General features: G+C 47.9%; 15 protein-coding genes, 1 pseudogene and 2 other annotated features. Of the genes and pseudogenes, 4 read left to right on the top strand and 12 right to left on the bottom strand.

All coding sequences use genetic code 11. The features are described 5' to 3' along the window. Nucleotides 1–7: 7 nt before the first annotated feature. The 3 genes from sigJ to HP567_RS08105 form a co-directional block, all read right to left on the bottom strand. Nucleotides 8–898, bottom strand: coding sequence for an RNA polymerase sigma factor SigJ (sigJ, locus tag HP567_RS08115; protein ID WP_173611396.1), 891 nt, complete (start codon nt 896–898; stop codon nt 8–10). Beyond that, nucleotides 898–1,692, bottom strand: coding sequence for a dioxygenase family protein (locus HP567_RS08110; protein ID WP_173611395.1), 795 nt, complete (start codon nt 1,690–1,692; stop codon nt 898–900). Before HP567_RS08110 ends, sigJ begins: the two co-directional genes overlap by 1 nt. A 172-nt stretch (nt 1,693–1,864) precedes the next feature. Further along, nucleotides 1,865–2,473 (bottom strand): superoxide dismutase, encoded by a 609-nt coding sequence (locus HP567_RS08105; RefSeq protein ID WP_047073692.1) that lies wholly within the window; start codon nt 2,471–2,473, stop codon nt 1,865–1,867. Between the two features lie 191 nt (nt 2,474–2,664). On the opposite strand from HP567_RS08105, the gene HP567_RS08100 reads away from it, so the two are divergent. Both HP567_RS08100 and HP567_RS08095 read left to right on the top strand, forming a co-directional pair. Continuing rightward, entirely contained in the window at nt 2,665–3,435 is a 771-nt protein-coding gene (locus HP567_RS08100) for a sulfite exporter TauE/SafE family protein (RefSeq protein ID WP_047073690.1), read from the top strand. Between the two features lie 543 nt (nt 3,436–3,978). After that, nucleotides 3,979–4,272: pseudogene (locus HP567_RS08095) on the top strand (c-type cytochrome); the annotation flags it as partial. Between the two features lie 58 nt (nt 4,273–4,330). On the opposite strand, the gene HP567_RS08090 reads toward HP567_RS08095, so the two are convergent. From HP567_RS08090 to HP567_RS08070, 5 genes are all read right to left on the bottom strand, one after another. After that, a complete protein-coding gene (locus HP567_RS08090; RefSeq protein WP_173611394.1) occupies nt 4,331–5,890 on the bottom strand; it encodes a hypothetical protein in 1,560 nt (519 codons plus the stop codon). Continuing rightward, complete coding sequence (locus tag HP567_RS08085) at nt 5,859–6,416, bottom strand: RNA polymerase sigma factor (protein WP_173611393.1); 558 nt, start codon at nt 6,414–6,416, stop codon at nt 5,859–5,861. Before HP567_RS08085 ends, HP567_RS08090 begins: the two co-directional genes overlap by 32 nt. A gap of 66 nt (nt 6,417–6,482) precedes the next feature. Beyond that, on the bottom strand, nt 6,483–8,012 hold the full coding sequence (locus tag HP567_RS08080; protein WP_173611392.1) for a YcdB/YcdC domain-containing protein: 1,530 nt from the start codon (nt 8,010–8,012) through the stop codon (nt 6,483–6,485). 233 nt (nt 8,013–8,245) lie between these two features. After that, nucleotides 8,246–9,790 carry a 2-isopropylmalate synthase gene (locus HP567_RS08075; protein WP_173611391.1) on the bottom strand — a complete coding sequence of 515 codons (1,545 nt, stop codon included), beginning with the start codon at nt 9,788–9,790 and terminating at the stop codon, nt 8,246–8,248. A 64-nt stretch (nt 9,791–9,854) separates the two neighbouring features. Beyond that, nucleotides 9,855–10,089: a binding site (T-box leader), on the bottom strand. A 49-nt stretch (nt 10,090–10,138) separates the two neighbouring features. After that, nucleotides 10,139–10,407, bottom strand: a binding site (T-box leader). 82 nt (nt 10,408–10,489) lie between these two features. Beyond that, on the bottom strand, nt 10,490–11,857 hold the full coding sequence (locus HP567_RS08070) for an MFS transporter (RefSeq protein WP_173611390.1): 1,368 nt from the start codon (nt 11,855–11,857) through the stop codon (nt 10,490–10,492). A 149-nt stretch (nt 11,858–12,006) separates the two neighbouring features. Between HP567_RS08070 and HP567_RS08065 the strand changes: the two genes are divergently transcribed. Further along, on the top strand, nt 12,007–12,888 hold the full coding sequence (locus HP567_RS08065; RefSeq protein ID WP_173611389.1) for a LysR family transcriptional regulator: 882 nt from the start codon (nt 12,007–12,009) through the stop codon (nt 12,886–12,888). A gap of 48 nt (nt 12,889–12,936) precedes the next feature. On the opposite strand, the gene HP567_RS08060 is transcribed toward HP567_RS08065, so the two are convergent. Both HP567_RS08060 and HP567_RS08055 read right to left on the bottom strand, forming a co-directional pair. Beyond that, on the bottom strand, nt 12,937–13,116 hold the full coding sequence (locus HP567_RS08060) for a hypothetical protein (protein WP_012684743.1): 180 nt from the start codon (nt 13,114–13,116) through the stop codon (nt 12,937–12,939). Between the two features lie 21 nt (nt 13,117–13,137). Beyond that, a complete protein-coding gene (locus HP567_RS08055) occupies nt 13,138–13,368 on the bottom strand; it encodes a YneF family protein (protein ID WP_047073685.1) in 231 nt (76 codons plus the stop codon). Between the two features lie 161 nt (nt 13,369–13,529). Here HP567_RS08055 and HP567_RS08050 point away from each other — a divergent pair, with 161 nt between their 5' ends. Further along, complete coding sequence (locus tag HP567_RS08050) at nt 13,530–14,306, top strand: N-acetylmuramoyl-L-alanine amidase family protein (protein ID WP_173611388.1); 777 nt, start codon at nt 13,530–13,532, stop codon at nt 14,304–14,306. 14 nt (nt 14,307–14,320) lie between these two features. Here the strand turns inward: HP567_RS08050 and HP567_RS08045 are convergent, their stop codons facing one another. Then, nucleotides 14,321–15,145, bottom strand: coding sequence for a metallophosphoesterase (locus HP567_RS08045; RefSeq protein ID WP_173611387.1), 825 nt, complete (start codon nt 15,143–15,145; stop codon nt 14,321–14,323). Nucleotides 15,146–15,319: 174 nt separating this feature from the next. Beyond that, nucleotides 15,320–15,949, bottom strand: a complete 630-nt coding sequence (locus HP567_RS08040; protein WP_007721557.1) for a response regulator — start codon at nt 15,947–15,949, stop codon at nt 15,320–15,322. Nucleotides 15,950–15,955 lie beyond the last annotated feature (6 nt).

The following is a 15,955-nucleotide window of genomic DNA, read 5'->3' as shown; positions in this document are numbered from 1 at the left end:
TGACGAATCATCCATTTTCTTTTTGCAAATGGGCAAGCTTATCTGGATTGACTATCATGTACAAACGTTCAATGCGATCTTCTTCTTCATTCATTGTGATCTGCATGATCGCTTTCAGCTGACCTTCGGAGTAGACAGCGATTCCATCCTGGCCATTGATCGAGCGAATTTGCATGGTAGCATGAGAAGCCCACCTTGGCCATACCCCCATCCAGAAGGCCGTAATCCGCTCGTCTGAGAAGACGGGATGAATAGCCGCACGGACTTTCCCGCCACCATCGCTGACAAACACAGCATCTTTTGTCAAAAGGCCGATCAATGCCTTCGCATCTGACTTGGAGATGGCCTGCATTAGCTGCTCTACCAGGCTCGAAATCCGATTCGACTGAGGGATGATCGCCTGATATCCTGCTTCAGCCAGCTTTTTTCTTGCGAGGCTAAACTTCTTCCGGCAATTTACTTCGGTCATTTCGAGCATCGTGGCAATTTCACTGTATTCGTAGCCGAGTGCTGTTCGGAGCACAAAAACGGCCCGTAGTGTCGACGGTAAATTCTCCAAGAGAACAAGCAAGCCATATGAGACTGCTTCTTCGGCAATCACCGTATGCAAGGGATCATTGGTTTCCGAAGCGTCCAGCATCGGCTCTGGCAGCCATTCCCCTACATATTGCTCCCGCTTCCAACGGGCAGATTTTAATAAGTCCAGACAGCGATTGGTCACAGCTTTGCACAGATAGCTTTTCACATGGTGAATGTCTTGGATGTCGGTACCTGCCAATGCAAGAAATGTATCCTGAACAATGTCCTCCGCTTCCGTTACCGAGCCCGTCATCCGGTAAGCAAGGGAAAACAGTAATGATTTATACTCCCGATAAACATCCTCCATGTGCACGGTCATTATTTCGAATCACCAAACTGCCAAAGGGTGTGACTGAGACTTCCATAGCGGATGCTCATATGCAGGCGCTTCGCTGTACGTTCATCGTCAGCAGCTCCCATGACGTACACAAGCGGAACAAAATGCTCGGTTCCATACGCGGGAACAGCTTTTTCGGCATGTGGAGCAAGCTCGCGATAGTTGGCGAGATCCTCGACATTCCAGTCAGTCAAGGTTGTTTGCAGCCAGTCTTCGAATTGCTCCGCCCACTCAAAGGTAGCACCATCGGACTCTCTCAGGTTCATATAGGAAAAATTATGGACAGTTCCGCCACTGCCGAGGATCAGAACGTCTTTTTCGCGTAGGGGACTGAGTGCTTTGCCGATCTGGTATTGCTCCTTTACAGTCAGGTTCGGATTAACTGATAAAGCAACAACAGGAATGTCTGCATCCGGATAAATATGGCGCAAAACAACCCAGTGTCCATGGTCCAAGCCTCTCGTCGTGTTCAGAGCGACAGGAATACCAGCTTCCTGAAGAAGTCGGATGGTCTCATCCGCTACTTCACGCTCTCCTTTTGCCGGGTACTCGATTTCGTATAACGCTTGCGGGAAACCGCCAAAATCGTGAATAGTCGGGAAGGTGTCCATCGTTCCCACCATTTGATCATGTGCTTCCCAGTGAGCGGAAAATATGACGATAGCACGCGGCTTGCGTGGAAGCAGGCTAGGCAATTGGTTCAGTGCTTCTGTATAGGCGTTGTTTTCTATGGCAAGTAACGGGGCACCATGTGCAATGAAAAAAGACGGCATCATATGCGTACACTCTCCTCTATACTTTTTAAACTTAGTTACTTTTTGTAAGTATTATATCGCATAATCATCTCGGTTACAAGTGTATCCAGAATCGATGCCGTTTCTTTGCTCTGAACAAAAAAAGCTTGCCGCTCCTAAAGAACGACAAGCCTTTTGGCTGGTAAAGTTACAATTACTTCGCTGCTGCGAAACGCTTGCTAACTTCATCCCAGTTTACAACATTCCAGAACGCGCCGATGTAGTCAGGGCGTTTGTTTTGGTAGTTCAGGTAGTAAGCATGCTCCCAAACGTCCAGACCAAGGATAGGTGTTTTACCTTCCATGATTGGGCTGTCTTGGTTAGGAGTAGAGCTGATTGCTACTTTTCCGCCTTCTGCAGTCAACCAAGCCCATCCGGAACCGAAACGAGTAGTAGCTGCTTTTGCAAATTCTGCTTTGAAGTTGTCAAAGCTTCCGAAAGCCGCGTTGATTGCGTCAGCCAGTTCACCAGTTGGTGCGCCGCCACCATTCGGGCTCATGATTTCCCAGAACAGTGTGTGGTTAGCATGGCCTCCACCGTTGTTGCGAACAGCAGTGCGGATGGACTCAGGCAGAGCATCCAGATTGCTGATGAGCTCTTCTACAGTTTTACCTTGCAGGTCTGCGTGTGCTTCCAGAGCTGCATTCAGGTTGTTAACATAAGTAGCATGGTGGCGTCCGTGGTGGATTTCCATGGTTTGCGCGTCGATATGTGGTTCCAAAGCGTTGTGTGCATAAGGCAATGCAGGAAGTTGATGTGCCATTGTAACATTCCTCCTCAAATTATGTAGGTCAAGCTTACGAGTTCATTATACTGCAAGGTAAAAAGTTTTTCAACAAATCGGTATGCAAAGTATATTAATCTATTTATTATTTCAAAGATTTCTATCTTGCAAACGAAAAGGAGCGTGCTAGACTTGGATTATTACAAACGAATAGAATCAGGTGATATCTAGTGGAAATGGACTTATCAACGATCGTACTTCTCGCCGTCTTTGGATTCGTTGCAGCATTCATCGACAGTACTGTTGGTGGAGGTGGACTCATCTCCCTCCCCGCCCTGCTTGGTCTAGGAATGCCCCCGTATCTTGCTCTTGGCACGAACAAATTGGCTGGCACGATTTCATCTGCCACCAGCTCCTACACCTTTATCAAGAGCGGTAAATTTGACAAGAAGCTCATGCTGATCTTATTTCCTGTCTCGCTGATCGGTGCTTATTTCGGGGCGAAAACAGTTCTGTTCGTTCCTCAGGAGTTTTTGAAGATCCTTGTCGTTATTATGATGGCACTTATTTTTGTTTACACCCTTTTCAACAAGCGTTTCGGTCAAGATTCCAACTACAAAGGACTGACCAAATTCACGCTCGGCATCGGGATTCCTTTTACCTTTTTAATCGGATTTTACGATGGATTTTTCGGGCCTGGAACCGGTTCATTCTTTGTTTTTCTGATGGTGCTTTTGTTTGGCTATGATTTTGTGATTGCAGCCGGCAATGGCCGAATTTTGAATCTGGCCAGTAACATTTCAGCGCTTTTTGTCTTCACAATGGAGGGCAAGGTCGTCTTCATGACTGGTCTCATCATGGGGATCGCGATGCTGTTGGGTGCGAACCTTGGAGCCAAAATGGCTATCAAAACGGGGGTACGTTATGTTCGTCCGTTATTTTTGGTCGTATCCATTACTTTGATCGTGAAGATGGTGTATGAGTTGATTTTTACTGCTTGAATTAAAGAGCCCTACTTGTACGCTGCTGTAGTGGTGGGGAGGAAACAGGAGAAAACGCTCAGCTTCTAGGGCCACCCCCTGGGGGATTGACTGCCCGACTCCATGCAAAAAGCGAAACCGCGTCCAAAGTAGTCCATTCAGGAAGTTTTTCAGAGGTGGACGCTTAAGACCGTGTTTCGCTTTTTGCATGGAGTCTCGGTCGGTGTCCCTAAGATCTTCGCTTATTTCTCCTGTTTCCTCTACGAGCTTTCCATGTTTAAACGAGCTTTTAAAGATTTATATGAATGAAGAAATATCATCAGTTACGACAGAGAAGAATATTTCCAGACGTAGCGACTTGTGGAGTCCTACCGAGCTCCGAAGTGATTCGCGGGCAACAGAAACGCAACGTGCTCGCGCTACGAAGCGGCTACCACTTTTGCGTTTCCCCGCGAATCACTTCGGAGCGGGCAGTCTTAACCCCTAGCAGGACGGAGCCTGGAGCCTAGACTGGAAATATTCTTCTCCCCACTACAGCCATAAGCAAGTGATAACAAACTCTCCTACTCAAGCTGCCATGGCAATGCCGGGCTGGATTCGACCTCGTCATTGACAGGAGTTACCACCGTCTATCCGCAGTACATCGCCCGCTCTGACAAGGTACTGACAATTGAGGATCGGATCAACGGCTTTTTTCAACGATGCATGAATGGTAAACCATTGCCATACAACAGTGATGAAATGCGGGCAATGGTCGCTCATCTTACTTACATCGCTACAAATCGACCCTGGCTCATGAAAAATGATACGCGCATAGCGAAAAAGGTCACCTGCACAAAGGGGACCTTTTTCGGCTAGCATGTGTGATTCGTCCCGCACTGGAGATAATGACGCATTCTTATCCTGCACCGTTTGTTTAATCAAGATAGCTCGCCATTGCCTTTGGTTCCAAAGGCACATAGACTAGCGAAGGGGTCTCTTGGCCTTTCACCCATATATAAGCCAGCTCTACAGGATGGTTTTTCAAGTAGGCTCTCGCTGCTTTTTCTGGGTGCATCTCTTGCTCGTCAGTCTGCGCACTTGAAGTGTTGCTGGATAAATCCTTCTGAAAGCCGATCACCTTTCCGGTTTTGGAGTCGATGTCAACTGTGTACCCTTGTACATGATTCTCCTGACGCTTTTTTCCAGACAGAGCTTTGAAATAGATGTGGTATGTAGGTGAATAGAGTTCAACTTTGATCACTTGTAGCCCCGTAGTTTCGGAATCCAGATATTTTTGAAGGAATGAAACGGCTGTATCGGTCACAACAGTAGCATCCTTCGCTTCAGCAGAAGGAGATGTTGGCGGATTCACATACTCGAATCCAGTGACCTCACCTGTCAAATCGTTCGCCTGAAGAGAAACAGAACTGTTCTTACCCACCTTCCAATGATAGGTAGTCGTACCCTTGTCGCCCTCCACTTTCCACAAGCTTTCTCCTTCTACCGTGAAATCAAAATTCGTTTCCAATATTCTCATGGCCTCTTCTTTATTCATAGCAATCATTCTCGTTCCAACGCCACTCACCTTGTAATTCTTGCCACGCAATTGGTTATATTCCCTCTCGACTCCAATCAATTGACCATCTTTGGCATCTACAAAACCCATCAGGTCAGGATTGTAGCTGATGTTCTGCGTGTCTGAATAGAAAAGCGACATGACGTCGGCTAGAATGGACTCCGCCTCTACTTTAGAAATCGTACGGGATGGATCAGGAAAGGTTTGTTCATTTCTTTCTCTTATCTGAATCTGGCTAGCAAGTACAGATTTTCCGTTGTTGGCTTCATCTAGCATCACGATGTAGTGATCATTGATGAACGGAATCCCGTTTACGGTACGCGCAAAGACAAATTGCTTTTGCTTTGTATCCGACAAGGAATCTACAAACTGGTAGGAGCGACTATCCTGTCCAACCATTTGTTTGAGATAGGCAGCTGCTTGGTCATGCAGGGTAGTCGAGGTCGTTTTGCTGTAGGGAGCCGTTGTTGTCTTAGCAGAGCTCTCCTTAGAAGATTTCTCTCCTATTCTCGACTCTTTTGTAGTGACTCGTTTTTCTGGCCCCGCTATCTGTTCTTTTTTCACCCCAACCGCAGGAGGTACCGGTACACTTTCCTTGGTATTTTCAGGAGCTATTTTTGTAACAGTCATCGGTTCAAAACTCGGAGGAGACAACTGTTCTGGTGACGAGTGCCTTGGTTCTTCTACGTCAGTTGAAGGAAGAGCGAGTGAAGCTCCCCAGGCAACCAACAGAAAAAAGGCAACAGCCTGAACACTTTTGATCATTCGATTGCTGGCGATTGACTGCTGATCCATTTTCCTTGCTTTTGCCGCTAAAGCCACTCTTAGCCGTTCCTTTGCTTCCATTTGCGGTTTTGGAGCATATTGATTCAATTCTTTCATTCTCTCATGTAGGATATCTACGTCTTTCCAATACATGTGCTCCCCCCTCCTTCCGTCCCCTTTCCTCCATTTTTTGTTGAACGAGTTTGATGGCCCGATGATAGTCTACCTTGGCTTTGGACTCAGAGATACCCAGGAGCTCTGCTGTCTCTTTCACGCTGTGCCCCTCAATAGAACGTAAAATCACAACCATGCGATACTTGGGAGGAAGCGAGAGAATCGCATCTCTAAGCTGGCGGTCTCGCTCCTTTTCCATATAAATCTCTTCTGGCAAGCCATCCTTGGCTGGAAGCTCTTTAAACCAAATATCCGCGAATATTCTCTGGAATTTTTTGCGTCGATAAAGATCAATGGCAGCATGTTTGGCAATGGAAAATATCCATGTTTTTATCTGCACTCTTCCGTCATACCGAGGCAATGCCTGCAACACCCGTGTAAATACTTCTTGGGTAATATCTTCCGCGTCGTTTCTGTTCCCGATAAAGTGATAGAGGAAATAATAGATGTCCTGATAATAGGTTTCGACAAGATCCTGAATCCGCTCTTCATAGCTCCCATACATCTGCTTCCCTCCTTTACACAAAACAAGTGTGCTTGCTCCATAATTGAAAGCAAGCACGGCACTCCCTTATTTCTTCTTTCTTGGGTTTTGGATAGACTCCCCAGTCAGGGCGTCTACGTACTCTAACATATAGTCATTCTCTTGTGGCTTGTAAACCAGTATCGTGGACTCCGAACTTTCACGGTCTATGACTGGAGCATAGTACATCAGTTCCAATGGATGATGCTTCAGATACTCTTTGGCAGCTTTCTCTGGTGAGACTGCCTTGGCCAGATCGGGATAAGTGACTGCGCTGGGATCGAATTCTCCAAACAGGCCCATGAGTTTGCCTGTCTCACTGTTAATCTCAACCCTATAGGATTGATCCTCAACCGGGATGCCATTTATCGTGTTGAAATAATTGAAGATGTAATGATCGGATTGCTTCAGTCGAAAATCCTTGTCCATTGCCACGGCTTTTGTATCGGTATGCAAATAAGTTTGTAGCACTTGCAGGGCTGTCTTTTGAGCTTCTTCGATGGATACCTTCTTGCTAGGCTCTTTAGAATCGTCTTCCAAATACAGAGCAACGACTTGACCATTCGTTGTTTTTACCCGTACGCTGGCGACTTGATCCCCTTTTTTCCATTGAAACTCCTTCACATCCCCATTTGGCTTATTTTCGGGGACCTTTTCAGTAAAAGTAGCTCCGGTTGAGTCAAAGCCAAGAAGATTTTTCAAATGGCTCGCAGCTTCATCCTTATCCTTTGCAGTCAACTTTTGGCCCTGCGGCGAAACTGGAATAGCAGGAGCTGAAAGATTGGGCTCTCGGTAAAATCTCGCATGTTCGGTCTCGACTGATTTACCCGACTTGGCATCCAAGAATCCGGACCAGGAGACTTGATAGGTCAACATCAAGCCACTGCGGTCTTTATTCGAACGATAAACGGGTGTCATCAGTCCTACGACTGCTTTTTCTGCCTCTTCTAAAGACATCGCTTCTTCTGGTTTCGGAAGGGAAGCAGGATCAATCTGCTTGGAGATCTGCCCAACGTTGCTGATCAGAGAGACGACCTCCCCATTCCCATTCAGACCCAAAGACATTTTTTCATCATGATGCGGAACCCCGTTTATGACTAACCGATATGCGGGACCGCCCAATTGCTCTGACTTTTGCGGATTATATTGGTACATCTTCGCAGCGTCTCCCAGTAAAGCTTTCAAAAATGCATCCGCTTTTTCCTTCTGGACGTCCAACGGAAGCTCCTTGTCATCCGGTTCATCTGTCTCATAACCAAAGCTGTTGATGTCCCCTGTCTTCTTGTCCAGATAAATATCCATCACGGGTTTTTTTTTGCCGTCTCCCTTTTTTCGTTCTACCATTACAACATCGCTTGTTTCTCCTATGTCCATTTTCTGAACAGTGAGCTCTTTCATATATGGCAGTAGCTCTGACAGCTTGTCGATTGTTTTTTGGGCCATGGCCTGCGCTGTCGCATCCACCACCACTCCCGTATGGCTGGCTGAAGTCTTCCCAGCTTGAGCCGCCCATGCTGGCGTGGCTGTCAGAAGAGTTGCCGCCATGACAGACATAACTGCCCGATTCCATTTTTTCATCTGTTCTTTCCTCCTCAGATTTGTTTCCTGCTTCTCATTTGCATTATTCGCACGAGCTTACAAAAGGTTACATTTGATTTCCAGTTTCCTCCACAAAAAGACAATCATCTGAACAGCGACTATCCGTCAAACAATCGGTTTCCCCGGTCAAACTATGGTTACAAACATACAAAAAAACCTTGCTATGGTGTAAAACAGCAAGGTTTTCAGGCTGACTTTTTATGGTTTGGCTTTTAGCTAGCCCCGACTGCTACAGTTTTTGCTTGATGATCACGTACCGCCTGATTGCTCGCCGCCATAAACGCCTGCGCGACCGCCATCAGTACATCTCGATGCTCGGAAACTCCTTTAAAATGACTTCCGTTGGCACTGACCGTCACGATCGCTTCACCTGTCGCATGCTCTCCCGACGACAATGAATACAGCTCCATGTCCGTAAACTCCACGTCGAACGGCAGTGCCTGCTTGATGCCTGCCACCAATGCCTCAACAGGTCCTTCTCCGGTGCCAGAGTATGCTTGTTCTTCTCCCGTTACATTGTTCGTAATCGTGCAGGAAGCCATGCGATGTCCGGATGTGCCGGTGAGCACCTGAGCGTTTACCAGTGTGAATGGCTCCAGTACAGCGTTCACGGTATGTCCCACCAGTTCAAGCAATTGATGATCCTGGACAACTTTTTGCTTGTCAGCCAGCTCTTTAAATTGGACGTACAGGGCCTCCATCTGTTCGTCAGTCAACTGTATCCCGAATTCGTTTACGCGGTGCTTGATGGCATGACGGCCGGAGTGCTTTCCGAGAATGATCATGTTGCGAGGAACGCCCAAGCTCTCCGGGTCCATGATTTCGTACGTGCTGCGCTCTTTTAAGAGACCGTCCTGATGAATTCCCGCTTCGTGCTGAAAGGCATTGCGACCGACAATTGGTTTGTTGAAAGCAATCGGGAAGCTCATGGCACGGCTCACCTTTTGTGAAGTGGTGTAAATGTGCTCCGGTCTGATGCCAGTTTCGGCATCCAGCGCTTCTTTGCGCGTCTCAATTGCCATCACCAGCTCTTCCAAAGAGCAGTTCCCTGCCCGCTCACCGACCCCGTTGACCGTTACCTCGACTTGAGTGACCCCCGCTCGAATCGCTGCCAAACTGTTTGCAACTGCGAGTCCCAAGTCATTGTGGCAGTGTGCACTGAACTCTACCTTGTTGCTGCCACGGACGTTTTTCATAACACGAGTAAACATAGCCCCATACTCTTCTGGAAGTGCGTACCCTACCGTATCGGGGATGTTGATAATGGTTGCGCCTTCTTCAATCGCTGCCTCGATCATCTCAAACAGGAATTCATCGCCTGTGCGAGTCGCATCCATCGGCGAAAATTCGATCCGGTCTACAAACTGTTTGCCGTACGCAATCATTTCGCGGGCGATCTTTATCACCTGCTCTCTCGACTTGCGGAGTTGGAAGTCCAGATGAATACTAGAGGATGACAGGAACATGTGGAGTCTGCGTCGCTCTGCCGCCTGTGTAGCCCGGACAGCAGCATCGATGTCCTCCTTCACCGCACGAGCAAAGCCACAGATTTCTACGCCGTGCACCTCTTGTGAAATACGTTGTACCGCCATGAAGTCACCGGGGCTGGAGATCGGGAAGCCCGGTTCAATGACATCCACGCCGAGGTCTGCCAAATGCTTTGCAATCACGATTTTTTGCTCAGGCGAAAGAGACGCTCCTGGCGCTTGCTCTCCGTCACGCAGTGTCGTATCAAAAATATGGATTCGTTTTGTCATGGGTAATGCCTCCTCAATTTTTAGTCGTTTTAACCGTAATAAAAAAAGCCCGGCGTCTCCATATACAAGAGACGACAGGCTTTTGGCTGCCGCGGTACCACTCTCGTTGATCCCCTCTTTTGTCAAAAGAGAATCCACCTCGCTGTCCCGATGACGTGGGACGATCCGTCAAGGTCTACTGAACGTTTTCAACCTAGCCGCTCCCGGGTGAGATTCGAGCATTTCCTGACTGCGTCGCACCTACCCGCAGCTCTCTGGACAAGAAATTCGCTTTACTAGCTCCCGTTCTTCGCGTTTGTTCTATGTCGTTGTGAAAATCAGAAAATCAAAAAGGCCTGCCGTCTCTATCGAAGAGACGACAGACCTTGTCTATCGCGGTACCACTCTCGTTGACCCCAGCTGCTCGCCAGAAGTCCACCTCATGTACTGATCCTGATCGACCAGCACAACCCGATCACGGAGGTTAACCGTCAGAACTTACTGCTCGATGCAGCGCTACATCTTGTTCAGTCCTGCCGCTCCCGGGCGAGCTTCAATGGTTTCTCTGACTGCGTTGCACCGTCCCGCAGCTCTCTAAACAGATCAGACCACTTACTGTTCCCGTTCTTCGCGTTATTGTTATTATTGTTTGAAATTTTATTCGGTTTATATCTGGTTGTCAATGGAGGCTGACAATAAAAATAATTTTACTAACCCAATTTAATTGAGCCCTCTCACCGAGCTGCGGCCGAACTGTCTGTAATAAAGGCAAGCGAGCCCCAGTATCACGAGCACTAAAGCGGAGTAAATATTGCTATAAACCGACGCTCCTGGATAGCTATTGAGCAGATTCCAGCTCACAGCAGCTCCTCCATCAATCGACTTGCCGTACAAAGTAGCTGCAAGTGCACCTGCAATAAAGTTCAGCATTGCCATCAGTCCCATACCGACGCCGATCTGTTCCTTTGGTAGCGACTGCGAGATTGCGTTTGACATCGAAATCATCATAAACGATAGTCCGACATTGCCAAAAATCAGGAAAACAGCAATGAAGAACGGGGACACTCCCGCAAAGGAAGAGAAGAGGACAAAGCTGCTCAAAAGTAGCGCAGACGCTGTGTAAAATAAATACGAATTCCCTTTCTTATCTGCAAGAATCCCGGCCTTTTTCCCCAAGAACGCGGTCACAATCGCCCCAGGTACCATGACAAAGCCAATGAGCCCCGGTGCCAGATGATTCACATCGGCCAACAACTGCGGACTAAGAAAAGCGAACGAATAGCCACTCCCTATCATCAAAAAGGCAATGACCAGCCCGAGCGAGTAGCGTTTACTCCGGAATAAGTCAGGGCGAATAAAGGGTTCTGCGGTCGTCCGAATCCTTACCAAGAACAGAAGGAATGAGAGGATGCACCCGAGTGCGAGCAGCAAGCTCTGATTCGTAATAGCCAGTAGAAGCAATGTAATCGTTATGGCGAGAAGCCCTCCGCCGATCCAGTCCATTTTGACAGCTTCCCGCTCCTCCTCCTCCAAATACTTACGGAAAAAAGGCACGGCAAAGAGCGTGAACAACGGCATACAGAACAGCCATCTCCAATCGAGCAGACTGACCAGCAAAGACGAAAGAACGGGACCTAATGCGCTACCGATTGCCATCCCGGTCATAGAGATCCCTAAAGCTCGCCCCCTACTCTCTGGGGGAAAATAACGCACCGGAATAATCGAAGACGTCGCCGGAACAACTGCAGCTCCTGCTGCCTGCACAATTCTCCCCAAAAGCACCATGCCATAATTATGGGCGAAAAATCCGACAAGGGAGCCGATGGCAAACAGAATCAGTCCGAATGTAAGCAAATGTTTGAGCTTATAGGAATCGGCTAGCTTGCCGTACATCACGGTTCCAACCGCATAGATTAACAAAAAGGCAGACGTCACCCAGCTAACCTGGCTAAAAGATAAATGAAATTCTGTCCTGATTTGCGGTAACACGATATTGAACATCGTAGCACTCATCACTGTCATCATGAGCGTAAACACGAGTACGCGAAGAACTTTTTCAGCAGATTGTTGTTGTGATTCGGTTTGCATATTGGAAAGACACCTCTCGTTATCACCGATTTCTTCCCGGGAAGGTGATTGTTTGCCTTACTTGTTGTAGTTTATAATGATTTTAAAATAAACGAAAATATATCTTTTGACATGCAGTTGATATACCTAAGTATATGGAGTTGAATCGAATGGAATTGTTGCAATTGCACTATTTCCGAACAGTGGCCAAGTGGCAGCATATGACGAAAGCCGCCCAAGAGCTGCGGATTGCTCAGCCTGCTCTCAGCAAGACCATTGCTCGGTTGGAAGAGGATGTCGGGGTTCCGTTATTTGACCGCGAGCGAGGACGTATTCGGCTGAATACATTTGGAAAGGCGTATTTGGAACGTGTAGATAAAGCATTGAACTTGTTGGAGGAAGGTCAAAAAGTCGTATCGGATCTGGCCGGAATGGAGCATGGTCGTATACATCTGGCAACGTCGACCTTGGATTTGTTATCAGAACCGTTGGGCAAATTTCTCGCCCTCCATCCCGATGTGCATTTCCAAATCACGCAAGCCACCATGGAAGAAATGGCACTCCTTTTGGAGTCAGGCGAAGTGGATATTTGCTTCACCCATTTGCCGATCAAGCTGCCGGATATTTTGACTACACCCGTATTGAAAGAAGATATTCACGTAGCTGTCCCGCGCACACATCACTTAGCCAAACATACCAGTGTTCGCCTAAGCGATTTGGCTGAGGAGTCCTTTATCGGCTACAAGGAGGACTTTCCCATCCAAATGCTGTACGATCAGTTCTTTCAAAAAGCAGGGATTACCCCTAAATTCGCTTGTCGGGTAGATGATCCCGGCTCTATCCAAAAGCTCGTCCGCGCAGGCCTTGGCATCGCCCTCTACGGCTGTATCAGTCGAGAGCAAGACCCACACCTTGTCATGCTTCCGATCAAACACCCGATCTGCCAGCGACATTTTCAAATGATTCGGCACGAAAAAAGATATCTCTCCCTGGCTGCACGCAAGTTCTGTGATTTTATCGTCCAGTATTTTGCAGAGTCTCTTGAAAAATAAGCCCCTTTCCAACAGAAAAAGCCTGGCATCATTCGCCAGGCTCCTCCTCTATTCTTGTTTTCTTTTTTTCATGCGTAAAATAATGCCGTCAATGAGCAGTCCAATCCCCGCTCCGTAAAAAGGGGCCGCAAACCGAGTTCCTTCAGCAAGCGGCAGGTCTTTCAAATACACGATAAACACACCGACAATAAAACCGATCATCGTGTAGCGCAGCCGGGTCGCCCCCATCAAACGACACTCCCTTTCACGCTACTTCCCGAATTTATTTGGCATTTTCATGTTTTTCATCGTACGGCTCATTTGCTTGAGCTGCTTTTGGTTAAGATTCATCCCCATTGAACGGGCCATGGCTTGAAGCTGCTTTTCGTCCATTTGCATGTTGGACATTTGTTTTTTCAATAAATAAGTCCCTCCATAAAATCCACCAGCGAGACCGATTAACAATGTGACAATTGGAATTACCCAGTTGTACCAAGCCATCAATACATTACCATCCTCTATACGTAATTATGAACTCTTTTATTGTACCATAGTTGGGCTATCTTCTGTAAATTGTGATTAGAAAACTTGGAAAATGAGAACACTGCCCTCAACAATATCTTTGTCTCAAGCATATTCTAATAGCAAGAGGTGAAACAACCATGACTCCAATTGTGATTCTGGACGCTGGACACGGTGGCAGCGATCCTGGCGGAGGCAACAACGCGCAATTTACCGAGAAAGATATGAATTTGCAAATAACGCTCTACCAATATAATCGCTTTTTGGCTCTAAATATTCCTGCTGCGATCACACGGACAACCGATGTGACTCTAACAAGTGAGGCTCGGACTGCTCTGGTTCGAAACAGCGGTGCTCGCTACTGTATATCCAACCATATTAACTCAGGTGGCGGCCGAGGCTCCGAGGTCCTTTACTCGATTTACGGCTCCCCAACCTTTCCCCAATTGATCCAGGATGCCCTGGCAGCGGAAGGGATGCCGAATCGACGCATTTTTACGCGGACACTGCCAGATAATCCGCGGCTTGATTACTACTTCATGCACCGGGAGACTGGCAGCGTGGAGACGGTAATTGTCGAGTATGGCTTTGCCGACAATGCATTGGACGCAAATAAGCTACAGCAGGATTGGCGAGATCTCGCGGAAGGCGTAGTCCGGGCATTTTGCACGTACGCTAAACTTCCCTACCAGCCCCCTGCGACTCCTACTTCTACACCGAAACCGACTGTAGCACCAACCCTTGCTCCCACCACTTCTCCTGGGAACGGAGCTGACTGGAAGCAGGAAGCCGTCAACTGGCTGTACGATCAAGGATTATTAACCGATGAACAATGGCGTCAGAAGCCTGACCAACCTCTGCCACTCTGGGCACAGGCTGTCATCCTGAAGCGACTATTCGAAAAGCTCAAAACGTAACAGAACGTCTCTGTTTAATCGTCTGCCTTAAAACGGGTCAGCGGCGTATCCGTTAAACCCGAATAATTTCTTTTTGCTGGCACACTCACCAATTCGTCCTCTGGGTAACGGTAGGCGGTTAGCATTCCGCCGAACACACATCCTTGGTCGATGTTGATGGTGCCATTTTTTCGTTTTGGCTCTGGATGCGGATCATGTCCCCATACGATTATGGGCGAAGTCACCTTTCGTTCTTTTGCCCATTCTCTGCGGATCGGGCGCCCATCCGGTCCCGTCCCTGCCACATCGCCATATCGGCAAAATGTGTAGACCGCAGGCGAATCCATACCTATGTAATCGTCGCGAATCCCCGCATGAACGGCGACCGCCACTATTTTTTCATTTTGTTTGATGATCATGTGCGAAGGAGAAGAAAATAGCAATCTACGGCTCTGTTCACGCAGCAAGGAGGCCTTCTTCGGTCCATATTCTTGCTGATACAGCCGAATTTCCTCTTCTACTTTTTCATCTCCGTGAGCCAATGTTACCGGTCTACCATCCAGCCAACGAGCTACTTTCCACCCGTGGTTACTATCTACCATCTCAGCCAGGCCTGCCGTGACATGTTGGTGAAAAAATTGCAGCATTTTGATTGAGTAAGGTCCACGACTCGTGATATCACCGAGGGAAAGGAGCTTTCGGCCATGGGGATGGCGATATGTACCGTCTGGGGTTCGTTCATATCCCAAGCGTTTGAGCAATTCTATAAATTCGTCGTAACAGCCGTGAACATCGCCAACGATATCCACACCATTGTCAGCCGAAAGCACCTTGGAGCGTGTTTGAGGTTTGTGCCTCATAGCCCGGCCCTCCTTTCCGTTATCTCTCATTCGTTACTTACTATCTTTACCACATCTACGAAAAAAACTCACGGTTTGCGTACAAGAAAACTGTTTAAACAAGTAAACGCGCGAAAGAGCCCCTGTATACTGAGGAGCTATTTGGCGCGTTTACCTATACATGATGCGATGTGATTAACCTAAGCTATGCGTATGCACGTAAATGGCCGCTTGCGTGCGATCCTCCACGTTCAGCTTGGCAAGAATGTTGCTGACATGAGTCTTGACCGTTTTGATCCCGATAATGAGCTCATCAGCAATCTCCTGGTTGGACTTGCCCTGACCGATCAGCTTCAAAACCTCCAACTCGCGCGGCGTTAGCTGCTCATGGGGATGGGACTCTTGACCGTGACGGAAACGGGCCATGATTTTTCCTGCTACCCTCGATTCCAAAACTGGCTCACCCGCCGCAGCAGAGCGAATTGCCTTTGCAATCTCGGCTGCACGCGAAGTCTTCAGCAAGTAGCTGAATGCCCCGGCTTCAATGACCGGATATACCTTTTCGTCATCAATAAAGCTAGTCAAGACAATAACCTTACTGGATGGACAGCTTTCTCGAATACGCCGAGTCGCTTCCACACCGCCGATGCCTTCCATGACTAAATCCATCAGAACAACATCTGGGCGCAGCTCTTGCGTCATTCGCACCCCTTCTTCCCCACTGCCTGCCTCTGCTACGACTTCAATATCGTCTTCCGTAGACAAATAAGCAGCCAGACCCATCCGAACCATTTCGTGATCATCTACCAGAAGTACCCGAATCACTGAGCC

This window comes from Brevibacillus sp. M2.1A, assembly GCF_013284355.2.
In the GTDB taxonomy this organism is placed as follows: domain Bacteria; phylum Bacillota; class Bacilli; order Brevibacillales; family Brevibacillaceae; genus Brevibacillus.
This window is presented reverse-complemented; position numbering and strand designations above follow the sequence as displayed.

What these genes read in the sequence shown, in the direction of transcription:
- HP567_RS08085 (WP_173611393.1), bottom strand. Translation starts at nt 6,416, where the DNA reads ATGTATGGGAGCTATGAAGAGCGGATTCAGGATCTTGTCGAAACCTAT.
- HP567_RS08110 (WP_173611395.1), bottom strand. Translation starts at nt 1,692, where the DNA reads ATGATGCCGTCTTTTTTCATTGCACATGGTGCCCCGTTACTTGCCATA.
- HP567_RS08050 (WP_173611388.1), top strand. Translation starts at nt 13,530, where the DNA reads ATGACTCCAATTGTGATTCTGGACGCTGGACACGGTGGCAGCGATCCT.
- HP567_RS08070 (WP_173611390.1), bottom strand. Translation starts at nt 11,857, where the DNA reads ATGCAAACCGAATCACAACAACAATCTGCTGAAAAAGTTCTTCGCGTA.
- HP567_RS08045 (WP_173611387.1), bottom strand. Translation starts at nt 15,145, where the DNA reads ATGAGGCACAAACCTCAAACACGCTCCAAGGTGCTTTCGGCTGACAAT.
- HP567_RS08065 (WP_173611389.1), top strand. Translation starts at nt 12,007, where the DNA reads ATGGAATTGTTGCAATTGCACTATTTCCGAACAGTGGCCAAGTGGCAG.
- HP567_RS08075 (WP_173611391.1), bottom strand. Translation starts at nt 9,790, where the DNA reads ATGACAAAACGAATCCATATTTTTGATACGACACTGCGTGACGGAGAG.
- HP567_RS08080 (WP_173611392.1), bottom strand. Translation starts at nt 8,012, where the DNA reads ATGAAAAAATGGAATCGGGCAGTTATGTCTGTCATGGCGGCAACTCTT.
- HP567_RS08090 (WP_173611394.1), bottom strand. Translation starts at nt 5,890, where the DNA reads ATGTATTGGAAAGACGTAGATATCCTACATGAGAGAATGAAAGAATTG.
- HP567_RS08055 (WP_047073685.1), bottom strand. Translation starts at nt 13,368, where the DNA reads ATGGCTTGGTACAACTGGGTAATTCCAATTGTCACATTGTTAATCGGT.
- HP567_RS08060 (WP_012684743.1), bottom strand. Translation starts at nt 13,116, where the DNA reads ATGGGGGCGACCCGGCTGCGCTACACGATGATCGGTTTTATTGTCGGT.
- sigJ (WP_173611396.1), bottom strand. Translation starts at nt 898, where the DNA reads ATGACCGTGCACATGGAGGATGTTTATCGGGAGTATAAATCATTACTG.
- HP567_RS08105 (WP_047073692.1), bottom strand. Translation starts at nt 2,473, where the DNA reads ATGGCACATCAACTTCCTGCATTGCCTTATGCACACAACGCTTTGGAA.